Source organism: Pirellulales bacterium, assembly GCA_035499655.1.
Lineage (GTDB): Bacteria > Planctomycetota > Planctomycetia > Pirellulales > JADZDJ01 > DATJYL01.
Map to the genome: position 1 here is coordinate 1 of DATJYL010000132.1, position 20390 is coordinate 20390.

Below are 20390 nucleotides of genomic sequence, written 5' to 3' on the forward strand. Positions count from 1 at the left end.
CAAAAGCACCTTTATCGAAGCGCTCGGCATGCACCTGATTCATCAGGGGAAAAAAGTGGCCGTGTTGGCCGTCGATCCCACCAGCGGCATCAGCGGCGGCAGCATCCTGGGCGATAAAACCCGCATGTCGCAGTTGGCAACCCAAGCCAATGCGTACATCCGCCCTTCCCCCTCGGCGGGCACCACCGGCGGCGTGGCCCGAAAAACCCGCGAATGCATGCTCCTGTGCGAGGCCGCCGGCTACGATGTGGTGCTGATCGAAACCGTCGGCGTCGGCCAGTCGGAAACCATGGTGGCCAACATTACCGATTGCTTCGTGGCGCTGATGCTCCCCGGCGCCGGCGACGAACTGCAAGCCATCAAGCGCGGCCTGTTGGAATTCGTCGACGTGATTGTCGTCAACAAGGCCGATGGCCCCAATCGCACCGCCGCCGAAATGGCGGCCCATCAATACGCCCTGGTGCTAAAATCATTGGCCGGTCACCATACTGCCCTGCTGCCCGTGGCGGAAAACCGCGCCGCGATTCCCCCTCTCCCTCTGGGAGAGGGCCGGGGTGAGGGGGACTCAGACCAGCCCCCCGATGTCCTCACATGCAGCGCGTTGAATAATTTGGGCGTAGATCGGGTGTGGACCACGGTAAAACAGCGTTACGATCGCTTGAAATCCGCCGGCCAACTCCACTCGCGCCGCTGCCAGCAAAACCTGCGCTGGCTGTGGTCCACGGTCGACGATCGCTTGCAACAGGCGGTCCGCACACATCCTGGGGTACATGCCTTGCGCGGCGAACTGGAATCCAAAGTTTTGCAGGGCGAAACCACGCCGGAAGCCGCCGCTCGGCAAATTCTCGCCGCCTTTGGAATTTCTTGGTAGGAGGCGCGAATTGTCTATCACCGCCGACCTTCGACCCCGCCGCTCGGCATTGTTCGTTCCCGCCGACAACCCACGCGCTTTGGAAAAAGCCAAAACCCTCTCGGCCGACGTCCTCATCTTCGATCTGGAAGATGCCGTCGCTCCCGAGGCCAAGCCGGCGGCTCGCGGGCAGGCATGTGCGGCCCTGGCCGACGCGCAATACGGCCGCCGCGAATTGGTAATTCGCATCAATGCGCTCAATACTCCCTGGCATCACGACGATTTGTGTGCGCTGGCAAGCGTTCAGCCGGCGGCCATCGTGGTGCCAAAAGTCAACCATGCCGGCGATGTACTGACCATCGAGCAGGAACTCGATGCCACCGGTCTTTCGCCGCAAATCAAAATCTGGGCCGTCTTGGAAACTGCCGACGCCGTGTTGAACGCCCGTGAAATCGCACACTCGTCTTCCAGGCTGACGGTGCTGGTGATGGGCACGAACGATCTGCTCTGCCAGTTGCACGCCGAGAATCTGCCCGGCCGACAGCCGCTGTTGTTCGCCTTGTCGCACTGTCTGTTGGCGGCCCGCAGCGCCGGCAAAATGATTCTCGACGGCGTTTATAACGAGCCCGCCAATCTCGAAGGCTTTACCGCCGAATGCGTTCAGGCCCGCTTGCTGGGTTTCGACGGCAAAACGCTGATTCACCCCGCGCAAGTCGAAGTTTGCAATCGTGTGTTTACGCCCACCGCGGCGGAAATCGAGAGGGCCCGAAAAATCATCGCCGCGTTCGATCACGCCCAACGCCAGGGCAAAGGCGTCACCACCGTCGACGGCCGCTTGATCGAAGCCCTACACGCCGAATCCGCCCGCCGCATTTTGGCCATCGCACAATCGCCCGCGCCATGCGAGTAAGAAACTCTAACAAAACATCCTCTCCCCTTGCGGGAGAGGGTTGAGGTGAGGGGTAGCAGTCCGGGCGAAACTGTCAAAACTGCTATACAGTCTTATCAAAAGCTGGTTGTAGGCGAGTGACAATCGCACACAATCGAACATCAAAAAGCATCAATCCGGTTGTAGTACAACCGCCCCTAAGATAGTTGGGGTGACAAGAATTTGCAACCGTGTGGCTTGCGGTGCATTGTTCTAACTATCCTTATGCTTCTTTTGAATCTCACGGGTCAACTTGGTGAGCCACAACGTCAATAGGTATCCACAGTCGTTTCGCTTTTGACAGTGGTATTTGCATCGGCAACTTTATGCTGTTGGTTGTTGTCCCGACTCGTCGGCCTGACTACAACTCTCAAGCATTCTCTGTACATTTTGTTTCCACCAAGATGCTGCGTCTGCCGCAATACTGATCTGCGACTCATTTAGTTCTAGGTCGGCGGCGGATTTGGATGCGTAAGCCCATTTCTCAGTGTTATGAATTCCTTCATCTTAGTATAGCCAATCTGAATGTTGGTATCGGGTAGAAATGACGCCCCATACGCTTTTGCACAACATCGCATCGTAAACAGTATGCTAGGTAAAGGCTTCTGGAATCCGGCATGAATCGTAACAGGTTCTCCCTCATTGCTGAGAATAAATTTCTGCTCTTTAAGCAGAATAATTTCCTCTTTGGTAAATAGGTCAGGTTTATACTCAGCACAAGCTAACGCAAGCTTTCGGAATTGGTAAGAAAGGCCCTCCACAAGAGCAAAGTATGTGCGAAACAAAGTACGGTGTGCAAACGGCGATGGATTAGATTTTCCGTATGCACGCACAGCTTCGACATCTTCTGCCAGAATGTTGTATACCTTTTTTAGTTCTCGACTCGCATTTTCAATTTGTAAGGTCATTGCAAGCCCATGAATGAGTCAGTGCCCAAATTGCAAAGTTCTCAACATTATAGCGGCTGAAATGACAAGCCACGATGATCCGAAGTTCACGTGGATCAATATGGTAAACGCACAGACTGCTATTTGGCATTTTCCCAAGGCCGTTTTGCCTCGCCTGACAACATACGTAGTTGTATGGTAGCCCGGTACTCTTTCCACGCAATCGGCCCCTTCGTGCCTTGTGTTTTTTACCACGGGATAGACCGGATTGATATTTAACGGTCCCACTCACAAAGAAAGCCTTGCCTCTTTCCTTCAACCATGTCGTTCCAGGTTCCGTATAGAATCTCGCCAACATCTTCGACACCATTTGTGTTGTCCGGCTGCCGAGGCCCCCAATGAGTGTAATAAAAAGGCTCGCCGTTAACCCATAGCCACTTTCCTTCCACTTCCTCGTCGGTGGCCCCAATCCATGCACCGCTCGCGTGCGCACGGTCGATCAATTGCACAGCGAAAGAATCCTCACGCGCGTTACCGATGCAAATAAGATGACCACCCATTTTCTCGCATTTTGCACGTGCCACGTGCCAAGTAGATTTATCCGCGAAGTATTTGTAATGATGTCCCTCGAACGCTACTGCGTCGATAGGAATTTCATTATCTGTTTGCTGGCCAATTTTGGATTCCGGCAATGTTTTGTAGATTTGTCCAGTAATTCTGAATGCCTGCAATTCTTGATCGACCGCGTTGGCGTCGTCGATTTGGCCGGCTTGCGTGTAAGCCTTGCGGGCTGCAAGGTAAGCATCCTCCAAATTCGCCCGCGCCTTTTTGTTGGCTTCGGTGTACGTCCGCGTCGATACCGATTTTGGAAGTTCGTCGTTGGACTCAAACGCTGTCTGCTCAGCCCGTACCTTTTCAAGCAATGTAAGATTGCCTGCCTTTTGCGCCCCTGCTTCCTTATCCGTGAGTAGTGTTGCAAGTGCACTATGAGCGGCAGCCATGTCCTTCTCAAAGTCCTGTTTAGCAGCGGTCAGCTGCGCTTTGATGGGGTCATCTTGAGCCGCCCTTGCGGTACAGACGAGAAATACAACCAACAAAACAGTGAACTGGCGCATTACAGTACCTCCGAAAGTTACACCAGAATCGGAATAAGTAGTCGTTATTTTGCGCCCCCACCAATCGGTTGTCAAAAGGTGGTAATAGAATGCGCCAATTCGAGCCGAACAGGCGTGGGGACATTCTGGATTTCTTACGGACCCCATTGGCTCTGCCAGCGCTGCCGACTTTAACCGCTGGCCCAAAAATTGCCTTGCATTTTATAATCAATGCTCTATAGTGTACATCTGTATGTCACGTAATTGACGTGTAAAACTTCGTGTTTCCATTGCTCGATGGATGCGTGAGCCGATTTCCGCTGTAGCCGGCCTCTGTGAGGCCGCTCCGGGGTCGCAGACCCCGGCTACAGTTTATGATCCGCCCACACAATGATCGCGACATTGATCCATGACAACAGGCAAACAAGCTAGAAAGGTAGTCTAGTCACTGCTATATCGGAAACGGGACTGAAACGATGTAGCGCCTGCAGTGCGTGCCTCTGCGGAGTTGGTCCTCCGGTTAGATAGGAAGCGTTAAGCAAATGGAAAATCAACATGACGTTAATTGCCAGATGCTTCCCGCTTCAGTGGAAGGTCGTCGGCCCGACAACGCGCCTCTTCCTATGATCCGCCCACCCGGGACCGTCATAGGCGAAAACGAGCGCTGGGGTCGTGACAGGTCGATCGGCGTTATGACTTAATGCCTGGTTAGGCATCCCAGGCGCCGATCGTCAAACATTACATAGGTGACCTGGTGCTCTTCTCACTCCCTCTCCCCTTGTGGGAGAGGGTTGGGGTGAGGGGTGCTAGAATCACCGAACGCACGACCCCTCGGGGCCGACGACACCGGAAATCATTTTATCAAGAGTTCCCAAATGTTCCCCTGCGCGCATCGGGCGCGCTTTGGTCATTGGTGCTTGGTCATTGGTCATTCATTCGTCATTCGTCCCGGCGCGCCGGGATCGTCATTCCCACCCACTGCCCCCTGTCCCCTATCCCCTCATGCCCCTCACTCGTACTCCAAGATCGGCTGGTCGACGGCCAGCGTTTCGCCGACGGTGGCTAGGGCTTTTTGAATTTTGCCGTCGCGCTCGGCACACAGCACGTTTTCCATTTTCATCGCCTCGACCACGGCTAGGTGCTGGCCCAGTTTCACTTCTTCTCCCACGCGCACCATCAACTGCGACAGCAACCCCGGCATGGGGGAAAGCAAATACTTGGCGGTATCGACCGGCTTTTTTTCCGGAATCGTAGCCAGCAGTTCGGCCGCCCGGGCGGTCAGCACCATGACGTCGACCTGCGAACCCCAGTGGAACAAGCGGTAAAACATGTTCCGCCGCTCCACCTGAATGCAGACCGGCGTACCGTATACGGTGCCCTTAAACAGCGGCTGGCCAAATTGCCAATCGCTGAGCACGCGGTAGCAATTACCCTGATAAATGACATCGTGCCCGCCGGCGATGGGGCGCACATTCACGGCGTGCTGCTTGCCGGCCAGCACCACGACCCAATCGTCCTGCACTTTTCGTTCATAACCGTGCATTTGGCCGCTGATGCCCGCCGCCCGGTCCATGTATCGGCGATGAATGGCCGCGGCCACGGTAATGAGCATCGCCGGATTGTCATGGACCGTGTCGGCCGGGTGAAAGCCGGTGGGGTATTCCTCGGCGATGGTATTCGTGCTAATGCGGCCTTCGCGAAAACGCACATGTTGGACGAGCGCCGCCAGAAAGCTGATGTTGTGCGACACGCCGCGAATGTAAAACTCGTTCAGGGCGTCGCGCATGCGCAAAATTGCCTCGTCACGAGTTGCCCCGTGGGTAATGAGCTTGGCGATCATCGGGTCGTAGTGGATCGAAACCTCGCCCCCCTCGTAAACGCCGGTATCGACCCGCACGGATTGGGTTTCCTGCGGCGGCAAGTAACGCACCAGGCGGCCCACCGACGGCAGAAAATTGCGAAACGGATCTTCCGCGTAAACGCGGGCTTCAATGGCGGCGCCGTTCATTTGCACGTCGGATTGCGAAAACGGCAGCAATTCGCCGGCGGCGATGCGAATCATCAACTCGACCAGGTCCAATCCCGTGACGAATTCCGTAACCGGATGCTCGACCTGCAACCGGGTGTTCATTTCCAGGAAGTAAAAGTTCCGGTCGGCGTCGACAATAAACTCCACGGTGCCGGCCGATTGATAGTTGGCCGCGCGGGCCAACGCCACCGCCTGCTGGCCCATGGCGGTCCGGGTCGCCTGATCGAGAAAGGGCGAGGGCGCTTCTTCGATGACTTTTTGATGCCGCCGCTGCAGCGAACATTCGCGCTCGCCCAAATAAACGATGTTTCCATGAATGTCGGCGAGAATTTGAATTTCGATGTGCCGCGGCTGGTCGATATATTTTTCGATGAAGATCCGATCGTCGCCAAATGCGGAGCGCGCTTCTCCGGTGGCCCGCAAAAAACCTTCGCGGCACTGGTCGTCGTTGCGTGCCAGCCGCATCCCTTTGCCGCCGCCGCCCGCGCTGGCTTTCAGCATGACAGGGTAACCGATCTCGTTGGCGATGCTGACGGCGTGATCGGCATCGTGAATAATTTCCGTGTGGCCGGGTATGGTGTTCACACCCGCCTGACGAGCGATTGTTTTGGAAGTAATTTTATCGCCCAGGCTGGTCATGGCCTGCGGTGGCGGGCCGATGAACACGATGCCGGCCTCGCCAAGCCGCTGGGCAAAAGCAGCCTTTTCGGAAAGAAAACCGTAACCGGGGTGTACGGCCTGGGCCCCGGTGGTTTGGCAGGCCTGCAAGATTTTGTCGATGGCCAAATAACTTTGAGCCGAAGCGGGCGGGCCAATGCAAACGGCCTCGTCAGCCAGCGAAACGTGCAGCGCTTCGACGTCGGCCTCGGAGTAAACCGCCACGGTGCCAATTCCCATGTTCCGCGCGGTTTTGATCACGCGGCAGGCAATTTCACCCCGATTGGCAATCAGAATTTTTTTGAACATGGCCTACGGACAGGGGTCTTGTGTCTGGTCGTCTGGTTGTCTAGTGGCTGGGTTTTGCTTCTACAGTGGGATGTTGCCGTGTTTGCGCCACGGGTTTTCCAGTTTTTTGTTTCGCAGCATGGCCAGCGAGCGGCAAATGCGCGTGCGGCTTTGGCGCGGCATGATGACGTCGTCGATGTAACCGCGATGCCCGGCAATGAACGGGTTGGCAAACTTGGTGCGGTATTCTTCGGTCAGCTCGGCAATTCGTTGGCCGTTGCCGATGTCTTTGCGAAAGATGATTTCCACGGCCCCCTTGGGACCCATCACGGCGATTTCGGCGGTTGGCCAGGCGATGTTGACGTCGCCCCGCAAGTGCTTCGACGCCATCACGTCGTAAGCGCCTCCGTAGGCCTTCCGCGTAATCAACGTGATTTTGGGCACCGTGGCTTCGGCATACGCATACAGCAGCTTGGCGCCGTGCTTAATGATGCCGCCAAACTCCTGCGCCGTGCCGGGCATAAAGCCGGGAACATCGACGAAGGTCAAAATCGGGATGTTAAAGGAATCGCAAAACCGCACGAAGCGGGCCGCCTTGATCGACGATTTGATATCCAGGCAGCCGGCCAACACCAGCGGTTGATTGGCGACAATCCCCACCGGGTTGCCTTCCATTCGGGCAAACCCGACGATGATGTTCTTGGCATGCTCGGGCTGGATTTCGAAAAAGTCGGTGTCGTCGACAATTTTGAAAATCAACTCTTTCATGTCGTACGGCTTGTTGGGATTGGCCGGAATGAGCGTATCCAAGGAAGGTTCAACCCGGTCGGCCCGGTCGGGCGTGGGGCGATGGGGCGGCGGCAGGCGGTTGTTGGCCGGCAAGTAGTTGATGAAGCGCCTGACCATGAGCAGCGCTTCGACGTCGTTTTCGAAGGCCCGGTCCGCCACGCCGGATTTGGTGGAATGGGTGATGGCGCCCCCCAGTTCTTCGTGCGTTACGCTTTCGTGCGTTACGGTTTTCACCACGTCCGGCCCGGTGACGTACATGTAAGAGGTGTCTTTCACCATGAACACGAAATCGGTCATGGCCGGCGAGTAAACGGCGCCGCCCGCACAGGGGCCCATGATTACCGAGACTTGCGGAATGACGCCCGAAGCCAACACGTTGCGTTGGAACACTTCGGCATAGCCGCCCAACGAGGCTACGCCTTCCTGGATGCGGGCCCCGCCCGAATCGTTCAAGCCGATGACCGGCGCGCCGACCTTGATGGCATGGTCCATGATTTTGCAAATTTTTTCGGCATGCGCTTCGGAAAGCGATCCGCCGAAGACGGTGAAATCTTGGCTGAAGATGAACACCATGCGGCCGTTGATCGTTCCGTAGCCGGTGACCACCCCGTCGCCGGGAATGCGCTGCTGGTCCATGCCGAAATCGCTGCAGCGATGCTCAACGAACATGTCCCATTCCTCGAACGTGCCCGGGTCCAGGAGCAATTCAATCCGTTCCCGCGCGGAAAGCTTTCCCTTGGCGTGTTGTGCCTCGATGCGTTGGCGTCCGCCGCCGAGTTCCGCTGCGGCACGTTTTTGTTCGAGTTGGTGAACGATTTCTTGCATAAGGAATTATTTAGCTGGGGAAGCCGCCTTGTTAAAGTTGTCATTGAAAGGCCGCGCGGAGCAGCGCTGGCATTAGGCCGCCGCGCTGGCAATTCGGTTTAGCCGTTTTCACGAATGCGTCAAGAGGCCAGTCTCCATTTGGTCGCCAGAAGCGCAGTTAAATGTTTTCTTGTTGGGCTTCCAACTGTCGAATCCGTTCTTCCAGTTGCGCGACCCGTTTTCCCAATTCATCGGCTTCGTCGGTCGGAGGCGTCAACGGGGCTTGGTTGCTGTTGCGGGGCACAAAGTTGTCCAGCCACGCTTTGATCCAGTGCATGGGTTTTTGCGCCAAATTGATGGCTGCCGCCCCATGCCGTTGCAGATACTCCAAATAAGGGAGCACCTGGCGGAAATAATCACGCAAGAAGTCGGACATGACCTCGTTGGAGCGCAAGATGTAATGCAACATGCCGATGGGGAACAGCCGCATTTTTTCCGGCTGCCGTTCCATGATGATCCGCGTGAGCACAATGCCGGTCAAATCCTCGTCGGTCTGGCTATCGTGAATTTCGACATTTTGTCCCCGCCGGACCATGGCTTCGATGTCTTCCAGCGAAACGTAGTTGCTTTTGTCGCGCGCGTAAAAGCGGCGATTGGGATAGCGTGTGATTTGGACCAGATCGTCAGGCATCGGCATTACTCCCAGCAGCATCTTCGTACGGCCCAATTATACCTCAATTTAGCGCTTTTGCAACATTGTGCTTAACATTATGCAGCATTATTGCCCATATAAATGCCGATATAATCTAACAGACGTCTATAAAATGTGGTATTAAATGCGATTTCGCATTTGCAGCATAATAGGCTTGACATTGGGGGTCGATTATGAGATAATTGCTGCAGAAGCGAAGATCGGCGGCCGATTGATCTCGCACCTGCACATTCACGCTTTTTTATGGGAGAACAAGCCATGGCAACCGAAACAGCGGCCGGCAGCAAAGTGTTTGAGGACGTTTTTCAAAACATCCGTCGCGCGGCGGAAACCAACCTTAAATTGCACCAGGAGATTTTTCATCAGTGGACGCACATGTGGCCCTTTCCGACGCCACAGTCGATTTGGATCGACAAAGCGCGCGATTTCCAGAAGCAATGGGCCACCACGGTTTCCGATTTGGTCCGCAAGCACCGCGATGTGATGGACAAACAGTATCAGGCTGCCATCGAAGCACTCGATGCGGCGTTGCGCGTCGGCGAGGCGACCAACCCGGAAGAATACCGACGACGGAGCGAGCAACTTTGTCGGAAAACGCTGGATTGCCTGCGCGAGGCTTCCGAAGCGCAGATCGGCGAATTCCAAGATGCGGTGCTGAAATGCACCGAGCTGTTGACCAAGGCGGGCTCGTAGTTCACGCCAATACGGCTGCCGAAGTTCGTTTTGGCAGCCTAAGGCCGTTTAGTTCGTCCTCATTTCAGGCGGACTTGCGATAAGGAGCAACTGCCATGAAGATCGAAAACAAGGTTGCCCTTGTAACCGGTGCAGCCAGCGGCATTGGGCGAGCGGTGGCGCGGGAGTTGGCCAAACGTGGCGCGAGAATCGTCATCCTGGTGGATCGGAGCGACCTGGTCTTTGAAGCGGCGGAAATGATCAATAAGGAAATAGGCCGCGACATTGTGCAGGCCAACGCCGGCGACGTGACGAACGAAACCTTTCGGGTACAGGTGTATGACGAAGCCGTTTCTCGGCACAACCTGGTAAGCATTTGCGTGCCAGCGGCGGGTATTACCAAGGATGGGCTAGCGGTTCGAATGAACAAAGAGACGGGAAAGGCGGAACCGTATTCCATCACTACGTTCCGGCAAGTGATGGAAGTGAATCTTGTGGCGCCGATCTATTGGGCCATAGAAATGGTCGTTCGGATTGCCGAGGACCGGCACAAGCGAGGTTTGAAGCGCTGGGAACCGGAGGAAGCGGTTCAGGGAGCCATTGTGTTCATCGGCTCGGTATCGTCGCGTGGCAATAAGGGGCAAATTTCCTATGCGACGACCAAGGCGGGTTTGGAAGGCGCGGCAGCCACGCTCATGAAGGAGGCCATGTATTGCGGGGTGCGCTGCGGCATCATTCATCCAGGCTTCACCGATACGGCGATGGCCCAGCAGTTAGGAAAAGAGTTTCTGGAAAAGAATGTTCTTCCGTTTACTCAACTCCGCCGACTGATACGGACCGAGGAAATTGCCGATGCGATTTGTTTTATGATTTCCAATTCCGCGGTCAGCGGCGAGTTGTGGGCCGACGCGGGCTGGCATCCGCCGGCCTGACGTCAAAAGCCGGGGTGCAGTCGGCGCAGGCCGCACCCCAAAATTCAAAGGCCGTGAGTCGGTGAATCGCGGTCCAGTTGGCAGTTTCCGCGGTGATTTCGGCGGTTGCGACGATGTTTCTCAGCGTGGGTTATTTCAATGAGGAACAAGTTATGATTGTCACCGTTGAGCAGCATATTCTACTGGAGCAGCGTAAGCGGTTTCCGCAAGCCACGGGGGCATTTTCGTGGTTGCTTTCGGGCATTACGCTGGCGACGAAAATGACGCAGGCCAAGGTGCGCCGCGGTGGATTGCTGGACGTGCTGGGAGAGGCTGGGACGACGAATTTGCATGGAGAGGCACAACACAAGTTGGATGTTTATGCCAACCAGGCGTTGCTGCACTGTTTGCGGATGCGCGAGGACGTGGCCATATTGGCCTCGGAAGAGAACGACGACCCGGTGATGTTCGAAGGGCGCGCCGAGAGCGGCAAATACATTGTCGTTGTTGACCCGTTGGACGGATCGTCGAATATCGACGTGAATGTGGGAGTGGGAACGATATTTTCGATCCTGCTCCAATCGCCCATTGTCTCGCGCGATCACCCTCATGCGGCTGTGTTGCAGCCCGGGGTGCGACAAATTGCCGCGGGATATGTGGTTTATGGCTCGTCGACCATTCTCGTGTACACCTCGGGGCAAGGCGTTCACGGCTTTACGTTGGATCCGGAAATTGGCGCATATGTGCTCAGTCATGAAAACATCCGCATGCCGGAAGCGGGTAAAATTTATTCGGTGAACGAGGCCAACGCCGACAGCTTTCCGGAGGAATATCAGCAGTACTTGGGGAAGTTGCGCAGCGGCGCTTTGGGGCGGCGATATACATCGCGCTACATTGGGTCGTTGGTGGCCGATTTTCATCGCACGTTGATCAAGGGGGGAGTGTTTTTATATCCCCCGACACGAGATTATCCCCAAGGCAAGCTGCGGTTGCTGTACGAGGCCAATCCGATTGCTTTCATTGCGGAACAAGCCGGCGGGATGGCAACGGACGGGACCGGGCGAATTATGGAAATCCAACCGCACGACATTCACCAGCGAGTGCCGCTGGTGGTAGGGGGAAAAACCGAAGTTCAGGAGCTGAGTCATTGCACCAGAGGCCGGGAACGATTGACGGCGGCGCGCATGAACGGAACGCGAGAAAGCGTGAAATGAAGGCTTGCGATTTGTTTTGCCGCGTCAATCGAAGTGAGGCTCTCGTCGATGAGGGGAGTACTCGATAAGCGCCTGCATGTAGTTGGCGCGTTCCAGTTGTCCCGGGTCCGGAGCATTGCCGCGGCTCATGCTGCCTTTCAATTGCTCGACGGATGAGTATTCGTGTTCTTCGAGCCAGCGGGCCAGGTCGACCAGCAGCGTCCTTAAAAAGTCGGGACCTTTAAGCAGGAGGACACTGGTCATAAAGGTGACATCGGCGCCGGCTAAGAGCAGCTTGATGATGCCCTGGGTGCGATGCACTCCGCCAGTGGCGGCCAGCGAAGCATTGATTTGATCGCGGAGGATGGCAATCCAGCGGATGGGGACGCGTGCTTCGTGCCGGTGGCTGAGGATCAAATCGGGCTTGAACGTCAACGATTCGAGATCGATATCGGCTTCGAGGTAACGGTTGAATAAGACCAGGCCCGCGGCGCCGGCATAAACCAGCCGGCGGGCAAAATGCGGGAGGCTGGAAAAATTTTGACCGAGTTTCACGCCGACGGGAATCGAAACCGATTGGCAAACCTGGGCGACCAATTGAACATAACGATTTTCGACGTCCGTGGAGGTCATCTCTGGATTGGTCGGGACGAAATAAATGTTCAGCTCTAGGGCATCGGCTCCGGCATTTTGGATGGCTTTGGCATAGCGGACCCAGCCGCTGGAAGAGCAGCCGTTTAGACTGCCGATCAGCGGAATCGAAACGGCGCGTTTGGCCGTTTCCAAGTATTTAAGGTAACCACGCGGGCCGGTGTTGTAGTTTTCCAGCTCAGGAAAAAAGCTGAGCGATTCGGCAAACGATTCGGCCTGATACTCATAGAGCCGCTCCAGTTCTTGCTCATCGTGCTGAATTTGTTCCTCGAAGAGCGAGGGCAAAACAGCCACCGCAGCGCCGGCATCTTGCAGGCGGCGAAGCGAATCGAGCCGGCCGGTCAGGGGGCCAGCCGAAGCACCCAACGGATTTACAAGATTTTGCCCCAGATAGCGTGTGGAAAGATCGACGTTCATAGTGCGACCGGGTTTGTGGTTTTAGGTGAGGGAATTGAGTCACCGTTGACGTCGGCGTTTGTTGCTGATTCGGCGGGAGCGGGGGAAGTTGAACCGCCGCGATCGATGGCAGCCATTTGTTCGTAATACCGCCATTGATCATCAATGTCGCGCTGGGCCAAAGCAAATAAACGTTCGGCATGCTCTGGATTCGAGCGGGCCAACATTGCAAACCGGCCTTCGAGCATCGCAAAATCTCGGAATCTGGTCTTTGGTTTGTGACTATCTAAACGGAACGACTGGCCGCCTGATTGGGCCTGGCGGGGATCGAAGTGATAGAGGGGCCAAAAGCCGCAGTTGACAGCGTCTTTTTGGTGTCCCATGGAAGTGGTCATGTTGATGCCGTGCGCAATGCAATGGCTGTAGGCCAGAATGAGCGACGGGCCGTGATAGGATTCGGCCTCTTGGAAGGTGCGAATGGTTTGCGCCGGGTTTGCGCCCATCGCCACCTGACCGACATAAACGTTGCCGTAGGCCACGGCCATCATTCCCAGGTCTTTTTTGCGAGACGCTTTACCGCCCGATGCAAACTTGGCGACCGCGCCCCGGAACGTGGCTTTCGACGCTTGACCGCCGGTGTTGGAATATACGCCGGTGTCGAGGACCAGGATGTTTACGTCGCGGCCGGTGGTGAGGACATGATCTAAGCCGCCGTAACCGATGTCATAGGCCCAGCCATCGCCGCCGACGATCCACACCGAGCGCTTCACCAACGAATCGGCAATCGCATCCAGTCGTTTTGCATCGGGCGAATTGATTCGAGTCAATCGTTTGCGCAGGGCAGCGACGCGCTGCCGCTGTTGGGCCAATTCAGCTTCGTTTGTCTGGGAAGATTCGATTAATTGCTGGACTAGCCCATCGCCAAGCTGGCCGCTCAATTGCGCCAGAAGATATTGAGCGTAGCCTTGCTTTTGGTCGATGGCCATGCGGAGGCCGAGTCCAAATTCGGCGGTATCTTCGAACAGCGAATTGTTCCAGGCTGGACCGCGGCCCAGGGCGTTTTGTGCCCAAGGGGTGGTTGGCAAATTCCCGCCATAAATGGAAGAGCAACCGGTGGCATTGCCGATGACCGCTCGGTCGCCAAAGAGTTGGCTAAGAAGTTTCAGATACGGGGTTTCGCCGCAGCCGGCGCAGGCGCCGGAGAATTCGAACAGCGGCTGCAACAGTTGCGAGCCTTTGACGGTGTCGATTTTCGCGCTGGTGCGGTCGAATTCGGGAATCTGCAAAAAGAAATCAAAATTTTCCCGCTCCGTCGCCAAATGCGGCAGCTTGGCCTCCATGTTGATGGCTTTGTGCTTAACCACTTCTTTGCTTTTGGCCGGACAAACATCGACACACACACCGCAGCCCGTGCAATCGTCGGGGGCAACTTGAATTGTCATCAAGTAGTCGGGCAATTCTTTTGCGGCGTACGGTTTGGATTGGAACGATTTTGGAGCAGCTTCGCAGGCCTGGCTTGGAAAGGCCTTCATCCGGATGGCTGCATGCGGACAAACCAGCGCGCACAGACCGCATTGCGTGCACAAATTTTTGTCCCAGATGGGAATGTCAATTGCGATGCTGCGCTTTTCGAAGCGGGCGGTGTTCGTTGGGAAAGTACCATCGACGGGCAATGCGCTAACCGGAAGCCGATCGCCCTGGCCACTGAGAAGCATTGCCGTGACGCGCTCGATAAAAGCATCCATTTGATTGCCAGTTACTGAGATGGCTGGCAATCTGTGCGTGGTGGAGGTCGCTTCGGCTGGCACTTCAACTTGGTGTAACGAGGCCAGCGCGCCATCCACGGCGGCCCAATTGCTTTGCAGGACCGATTCGCCGCGTCTGCCGTAGGTTTTGCGAATGGATTCCTTGATTTTTTCGACCGCTTGTTCGCGCGGCAGCACATTGGCCAGGGCGAAAAAGCACGTTTGCATGGCGGTATTAAAGCGGCCTGCCATGCCCGCCATTTGTGCCACGCTGTAACCATCGACCACGTAAAACTTCAGCCGCTTGTCGATGATTTGCTGCTGGACTTCGCGCGGCAGGCGGCCCCACACTTCATCAGGGCCGAAGGGGCTATTGAGCAAAAAGGTGGCCTCGGGGTCGGCCAGTTGCAGCATGTCGAGTCGTTCGAGAAATTGAAATTGATGGCAGGCCACAAAATTCGCCCGCTCGATTAGATACGTGGAATCGATCGGCCGCGGACTGAACCGCAAGTGGGAAATTGTGACCGAGCCGGCCTTTTTGGAGTCGTAAACAAAGTACCCTTGCGCGTAAAGCGGCGTGTTCTCGCCGATGATTTTTACAGAGTTTTTCGTCGCGCCCACGGTGCCGTCGCTCCCCAGGCCGTAGAAGACAGCGCGGGTGACATCGCTGCCCTCGGTAGTAAACTCTTCGTCCCACTTCAGGCTGAGATGTGTCACATCGTCAATAATGCCGATGGTGAAATGTTGCTTGGGCTGCTCAGACGAAAGTTCGTGGAACACCCTGGCGGCCATGGCCGGCGTGAACTCTTTGGACGACAAGCCGTAGCGGCCGCCGATGACGACCGGCCGGGGATGGCCATTGCTCCCATTGGGCCACTGCTCGGCCAGCGCGGTAACGACGTCCTGATACAGGGGCTCGCCCATGGCGCCGGGTTCTTTGGTGCGATCGAGGACGGCGATGGTGCGCACGGTGCGCGGCAGTGCTTTGATGAATGCTTCGACGGCGAACGGACGGTACAGCCGAACCTTGAGCAAGCCAACTTTTTCGCCGCGATCTGTCAAAACTTTTAGGGCTTCGGCAACGGCGCCGACGCCGGAGCCCATCATGACGATGACGCGCTGGGCATCGGGCGCTCCCTCGTACTGGAACAAATGATATTCTCGCCCGGTGAGAGCGGCGAATTGATCCATCTTCGCTTGGACCAGGCTGGGGACTGCATCGTAAAATCGATTGCAAGCCTCGCGGGCTTGAAAAAACACGTCGGGATTTTGCGCGGAGCCGCGCAGGACCGGCCGATCTGGATCCAGGCTTCGCGCGCGGTGTGCTTCGACGCACGCTGGATCGATCATGGAGCGCAAGTCGTCGTCGGCAAGCTGTTCGATTTTGTTGACTTCGTGCGAGGTGCGGAAACCATCGAAGAAGTGCACAAACGGCACGCGAGTTTCCAACGTGGCAGCATGGGCCACCAGGGCCAAATCATGCGCTTCCTGCACCGAGTTGGAACACAACATGGCCCAGCCGCATTGACGGCAGGCCATGACGTCACTGTGATCGCCGAAGATCGACAGGCAATGGGTCGCGATGGTACGGGCGGAAATGTGAAACACCGTGGGCGTCAGCTCGCCGGCAATTTTGTACATGGTGGGGATCATCAGCAGCAGGCCTTGTGAAGCCGTGAACGTGGTCGACAAGGCGCCGGTTTGCAGCGCGCCATGCACGGTGGCCGCGGCACCAGCTTCGCTTTGCATTTCGATGACGTCGGGAACGGCGCCGAAGATGTTTGTGCGTCCCTGAGCCGACCACGCGTCGGCGAGTTCTCCCATGGGCGAGGCGGGCGTAATGGGGTAGATGGCAATGACTTCGCTCAATCGATGGGCGATGGAAGCCGCCGCTTCGTTGCCGTCAACCGTTACAGGTTGTCGCGATTGCATGTTTAGCTCCTGCAGCGACATTCAGAATTGCCGTGTATGTCGTATGATCTGAAGTCTCCACAAATTCAAACCCTAATTGCTGGCAAATGGTCAACAGGCGTCGGTTGGTGACGCTGATTTGCCCGACGATTCGCTGGAGCTTTTCGTCTCGGCCAATTGCCGCAATCAAATCCATTAACTGAGTTCCCAGCCCCAAACCCTGGTAGACATCGCTGACGACGATTGCAAACTCGGCGCTATGGCTGGCGTGCAATTTAATTAGACGAGCCACGGCGGCCAGTTTGGGCGGCGTTTGTAGTTCGTCGATGGCAACCAGCGCGATTTGGCGGTCGTAATCGATAAAACACAAACGCGCCAAACGTTCGTGAGCCGTGCGTTGGCTTAACGATAAAACTTGCGCATAGCGCGAATAGACGGACTCTTGCGAGAGCGATTCGTGAAAGGACGCCATGAGCGATTCGTCTTCGGGGCGAATGGGCCGGATGAACAGGGTACGGCCGTCTTTCGCGGTCCAATGCGTCATATACTGCCGCGGATACGGCCGAATCACCGGTTGCGGCAAATCTGCACTGGCACAGGTGGCCGGGTGCAAAATCACCCGTGCATCCAAGGCGATGAAGCCATTTTCGCCGGCCAGCAGGGGATTGATTTCGATTTCACAAATTCTGGGTTGTTGGAGGACCAGGCGGCTGAAGCGGACCAGTAATTGCTCCAAAGCCGCAAGATCGACCGGTTTTCGCCCTCGAATTCCTTTCAGGGCACGATAGATTTTGGTGCGCTCCATCATGCGACGGGCGAGGGTCGAGGTTAAGGGAGGTAAGCCCAGCGCACGATCTTGAAATACTTCCACAAGCTGTCCACCGGCGCCGAAGGCGATGACCGGCCCCAACTGCGAATCGATTTTGCACCCGATCAGTAGTTCGTAACCGTTCATTCCAAGCATTTGCTGGACGGTAACGCCGTCGAAATGTCCCGGACCGGCAGCTTCTGCCACGGCTTTGGAAATGGAAACGAAGGCATTTGCAACTTGATCGTCCGACTGAAGGTTGAGCCGAACTCCAGCGACGTCGGTCTTATGTGAGATTGTCTTGGACAGTAGTTTCAGCGCGACGGGATAGCCAATTTTTCTGGCACAACGCACGGCGTCCGCCGAATTGGTCGCCACCAGCGTTTCGACCGTGGGAATGCCATAGGCGCTTAAAACCTGTTTGGACTCGGGTTCGGTTAAGAGCGTTCTGCCGGCGCTCAATGCGGTTTGCATTACGTCGGCCGCCAGGTATTGCGCTTCGCGGCTGCCGCCGTCGTCGCTCATTGAAGGGGTTTCGTACAGGGCGCGCAAAGCGTCGCTGTATTGCCACGTGTATTGAAAAGTACGTGCGGCGCTGTCGGGATAAGTGAAGGTGGGAATGCCCGCCTCATTGAGTATTTTCACACCTGGCGCCATTTGGCTGCCGCCAATCCAGTTGGACAATATGGGTTTGTCTTCCGACTTGACTTGGGCGACCAATTGCCGGGCGGTTTCGGCGGGATCGGCGATGGCCTGGGGCGCGAGAATGGCCAACAGACCGTCGCATTCCGGCGCGGCGGCCAAGATTTGCGCGCACTGTGCGAAGCGTTCCGGGCTGGCGTCGCCCAGCACGTCGACCGGATTTCCGTGGCTCCAATGGGAAGGCAAAAGGCGATTCAAAGAATCGAGTGTCGTCGAGGATAGATTCGCCAATTGGCCGCCGGATTCCATCAGGGCGTCGGTTGCCAACACACCGGGACCGCCGGCGTTGGTGACAATTGCCAACCGCGGCCCGCGCGGCCGAGGTTGTTTGGCCAGCGCTTCGAGCAGGTTGAACAATTGCGAAACGTGATGCACACGCACGGCCCCCACACGTCGAAAAGCGGCGTCGAGCACATCGTCGCTGCCGACCATGGCCCCGGTATGCGAGGCCGCCGCCTGCGAGGCTTTCTCGGATCGCCCGGCTTTGATGATAATGATCGGCTTTTGCAAGGCCACTTCGCGCGCCGCGGAAAGAAACGCCTTGGCGTTGCCGATGGACTCCATGTACATGACGATGCTGGTGGTGTGGGGATCGTCTCCCAGGAATTCGATCAAATCTCCCCAGCCGACGTCGAGCATCGATCCCACGGAAAACACATGGCTGAATCCGATGTTCTCGCTCACGCTCCAGTCCAAAATGGTGCTCAGCATGGCGCCGCTTTGGCTGATCAGGCCGACGTTTCCCGGTCGAGCCATCGAGGCGGCAAAAGTGGCGTTCAGTTTAGTGACGGGGCTCATTACGCCCATGCAGTTGGGGCCGATCAGGCGTAATTTTTTTCCGACGATCATGTTGCGGATTTCGTGCTCCAAAGCGGCGCCCGCGGAGCCGATTTCTTTGAACCCGGCCGAAATGACGATTGCGCCGCGAACATGCGCCTGCAGGCATTGAGCGATGGTCTGTGGCACGACGCAGGCCGGCACGACGATGACGGCCAAATCGATTGGTTCCGGCGCATCACCCAGGCTGGGGTAACACTGATGCCCCAGCACCGTCGAGCGACGGGGGTTGATCAAAAATACTTTTCCACCGAACGGGCTCCCCAGCAGATTCGCGACCAGCGAGCGTCCCACGCTATTTGGCTTTTCGGAGGCGCCGACCATCGCCACGTTTTTCGGGCGCACAAAGACGTCAAGCGGACCATGACGGACCGAAAACAAATCGTGGACTTGTTCGAAGGTTTGTGGCTGTTCGGACGTCACTAGCATAAACTCCGAATTACGAGTGCGGTCTGCTGTGGCCAGGAGCTGGATTGCCGGGTACTTTCACCCGCACGGGCGCTGTATTTGTCGCTCGGATTCCGATGGCTTGGTCGAAGGTCAAGATGTCAACCAATTGTGTACGAGTTTCGGTCAATCGCCCGGCCAAAGAATCGGAGAGGCGGCGCATCAGCCAGTATCCGAACGAATGATCGGCCTCGCAGGCGGCCAACACCTGGGCGGACGATATGGAAACTATCTTGGTTTCCTCCACGGCGGTGGCGGTCGTGGTCATCCGTCCGCCCAGCAACGCCGACCAGGCCAGCAGCTCCCCGGGGCCTAACGTCAAAAGCTGCACACTGCCGTGCCCCGGAACCTGGATATCCAAGGACACGCTGCCCGAGCAAATAATCATCAGTTGATCGTTTTCAGATTTTTCCCAAAACAACACCGCATGGGGAACAAAGCGGCGGATCGTTGCGGCGGCCGCCAGTTGCTTCAGCATCAAATCGGGAAAATCGGCGGTGAACCGTAGTTTTCGGAGCAATTGAGCGAGAGCTTCTGTCTCCATAACGCCACCCGGGTGTCGTGCGACCCATCGATTTAGGAATTGGGGCTAGTGTGTGTTTCTTCAGCGAAAGCGGCGAGCAGATCCATGGTCGAGACCACCCCGATGACGCGTCGCTGGTCATCGAGCACCACCAAGCGATGAACGTGATTACGAAGCATTTGCCGCGCGGCATGCTCCAGTGTGGAGTCGGTGGTTACGGAAATTACCTCGGTCGACATCAGATCTTGCACTAATTCTGTCAGTAGATCGGCGTGCTCGAGCTTCTGCACCAGCACGGCGTGATCGAGGCCGCCTGACTCGGACAGGGCGTTTAGCTCGTCGCTCAAATCCTTGGTCATGCCCAGTAAGTCGGTGACCGAGATCATGCCCACACAATGCTGGCGAGCGTCGATCACTGGAAGCGCGGAGACGTGGTTTTCGACCATGACATCCAAAGCGTCGCGCAGGGTATCATGCGGATCGATGGAAACCACATCGGTGGTAATGATTTGTTTCAGTGGTATGCAGGATTTGTTCATCGTTAAAACTCCGCCAT

Annotated in this window: 15 protein-coding genes; 5 read left to right on the top strand and 10 right to left on the bottom strand. The window is 56.5% G+C overall.

Annotated features, from left to right (window positions below; all coding sequences use genetic code 11):
- Together meaB and VMJ32_09295 are read left to right on the top strand one after the other, a co-directional pair.
- The coding region (meaB, locus tag VMJ32_09290; GenBank protein HTQ39212.1) for a methylmalonyl Co-A mutase-associated GTPase MeaB at positions 1-871 on the top strand (871 nt) is incomplete at its 5' end.
- Positions 872-881: 10 nt separating this feature from the next.
- Complete coding sequence (locus VMJ32_09295) at positions 882-1760, top strand: CoA ester lyase (GenBank protein ID HTQ39213.1); 879 nt, start codon at positions 882-884, stop codon at positions 1758-1760.
- A gap of 464 nt (positions 1761-2224) precedes the next feature.
- On the opposite strand, the gene VMJ32_09300 is transcribed toward VMJ32_09295, so the two are convergent.
- From VMJ32_09300 to VMJ32_09320, 5 genes are all read right to left on the bottom strand, one after another.
- Entirely contained in the window at positions 2225-2686 is a 462-nt protein-coding gene (locus VMJ32_09300; protein HTQ39214.1) for a hypothetical protein, read from the bottom strand.
- Between the two features lie 254 nt (positions 2687-2940).
- Positions 2941-3780, bottom strand: a complete 840-nt coding sequence (locus VMJ32_09305) for a lectin-like protein (protein HTQ39215.1) — start codon at positions 3778-3780, stop codon at positions 2941-2943.
- A gap of 988 nt (positions 3781-4768) precedes the next feature.
- Positions 4769-6754 carry an acetyl/propionyl/methylcrotonyl-CoA carboxylase subunit alpha gene (locus VMJ32_09310; GenBank protein ID HTQ39216.1) on the bottom strand — a complete coding sequence of 662 codons (1986 nt, stop codon included), beginning with the start codon at positions 6752-6754 and terminating at the stop codon, positions 4769-4771.
- Between the two features lie 60 nt (positions 6755-6814).
- Entirely contained in the window at positions 6815-8347 is a 1533-nt protein-coding gene (locus tag VMJ32_09315; protein ID HTQ39217.1) for an acyl-CoA carboxylase subunit beta, read from the bottom strand.
- A 157-nt stretch (positions 8348-8504) separates the two neighbouring features.
- On the bottom strand, positions 8505-9017 hold the full coding sequence (locus VMJ32_09320) for a polyhydroxyalkanoate synthesis regulator DNA-binding domain-containing protein (protein ID HTQ39218.1): 513 nt from the start codon (positions 9015-9017) through the stop codon (positions 8505-8507).
- Positions 9018-9296: 279 nt separating this feature from the next.
- Between VMJ32_09320 and VMJ32_09325 the strand changes: the two genes are divergently transcribed.
- From VMJ32_09325 to fbp, 3 genes are all read left to right on the top strand, one after another.
- A complete protein-coding gene (locus VMJ32_09325) occupies positions 9297-9731 on the top strand; it encodes a hypothetical protein (GenBank protein HTQ39219.1) in 435 nt (144 codons plus the stop codon).
- Between the two features lie 95 nt (positions 9732-9826).
- Positions 9827-10642 (top strand): SDR family oxidoreductase, encoded by an 816-nt coding sequence (locus tag VMJ32_09330; GenBank protein ID HTQ39220.1) that lies wholly within the window; start codon positions 9827-9829, stop codon positions 10640-10642.
- Positions 10643-10794: 152 nt separating this feature from the next.
- Positions 10795-11835: a class 1 fructose-bisphosphatase gene (gene fbp / locus VMJ32_09335; GenBank protein HTQ39221.1), complete on the top strand. Its 1041-nt coding sequence runs from the start codon at positions 10795-10797 to the stop codon at positions 11833-11835.
- 24 nt (positions 11836-11859) lie between these two features.
- On the opposite strand, the gene VMJ32_09340 is transcribed toward fbp, so the two are convergent.
- The 5 genes from VMJ32_09340 to VMJ32_09360 form a co-directional block, all read right to left on the bottom strand.
- Positions 11860-12882 (bottom strand): dihydroorotate dehydrogenase-like protein, encoded by a 1023-nt coding sequence (locus VMJ32_09340; GenBank protein HTQ39222.1) that lies wholly within the window; start codon positions 12880-12882, stop codon positions 11860-11862.
- Positions 12879-16538: a pyruvate:ferredoxin (flavodoxin) oxidoreductase gene (gene nifJ / locus VMJ32_09345; protein HTQ39223.1), complete on the bottom strand. Its 3660-nt coding sequence runs from the start codon at positions 16536-16538 to the stop codon at positions 12879-12881. Before nifJ ends, VMJ32_09340 begins: the two co-directional genes overlap by 4 nt.
- Positions 16510-19293, bottom strand: a complete 2784-nt coding sequence (locus tag VMJ32_09350; protein ID HTQ39224.1) for a bifunctional acetate--CoA ligase family protein/GNAT family N-acetyltransferase — start codon at positions 19291-19293, stop codon at positions 16510-16512. The genes nifJ and VMJ32_09350 overlap by 29 nt, the downstream gene beginning before the upstream one ends.
- A gap of 10 nt (positions 19294-19303) precedes the next feature.
- On the bottom strand, positions 19304-19855 hold the full coding sequence (locus VMJ32_09355) for a cyclic nucleotide-binding domain-containing protein (GenBank protein ID HTQ39225.1): 552 nt from the start codon (positions 19853-19855) through the stop codon (positions 19304-19306).
- Between the two features lie 32 nt (positions 19856-19887).
- A partial coding sequence (locus VMJ32_09360; GenBank protein HTQ39226.1) for a CBS domain-containing protein occupies positions 19888-20390 on the bottom strand: 503 nt, incomplete at its 5' end.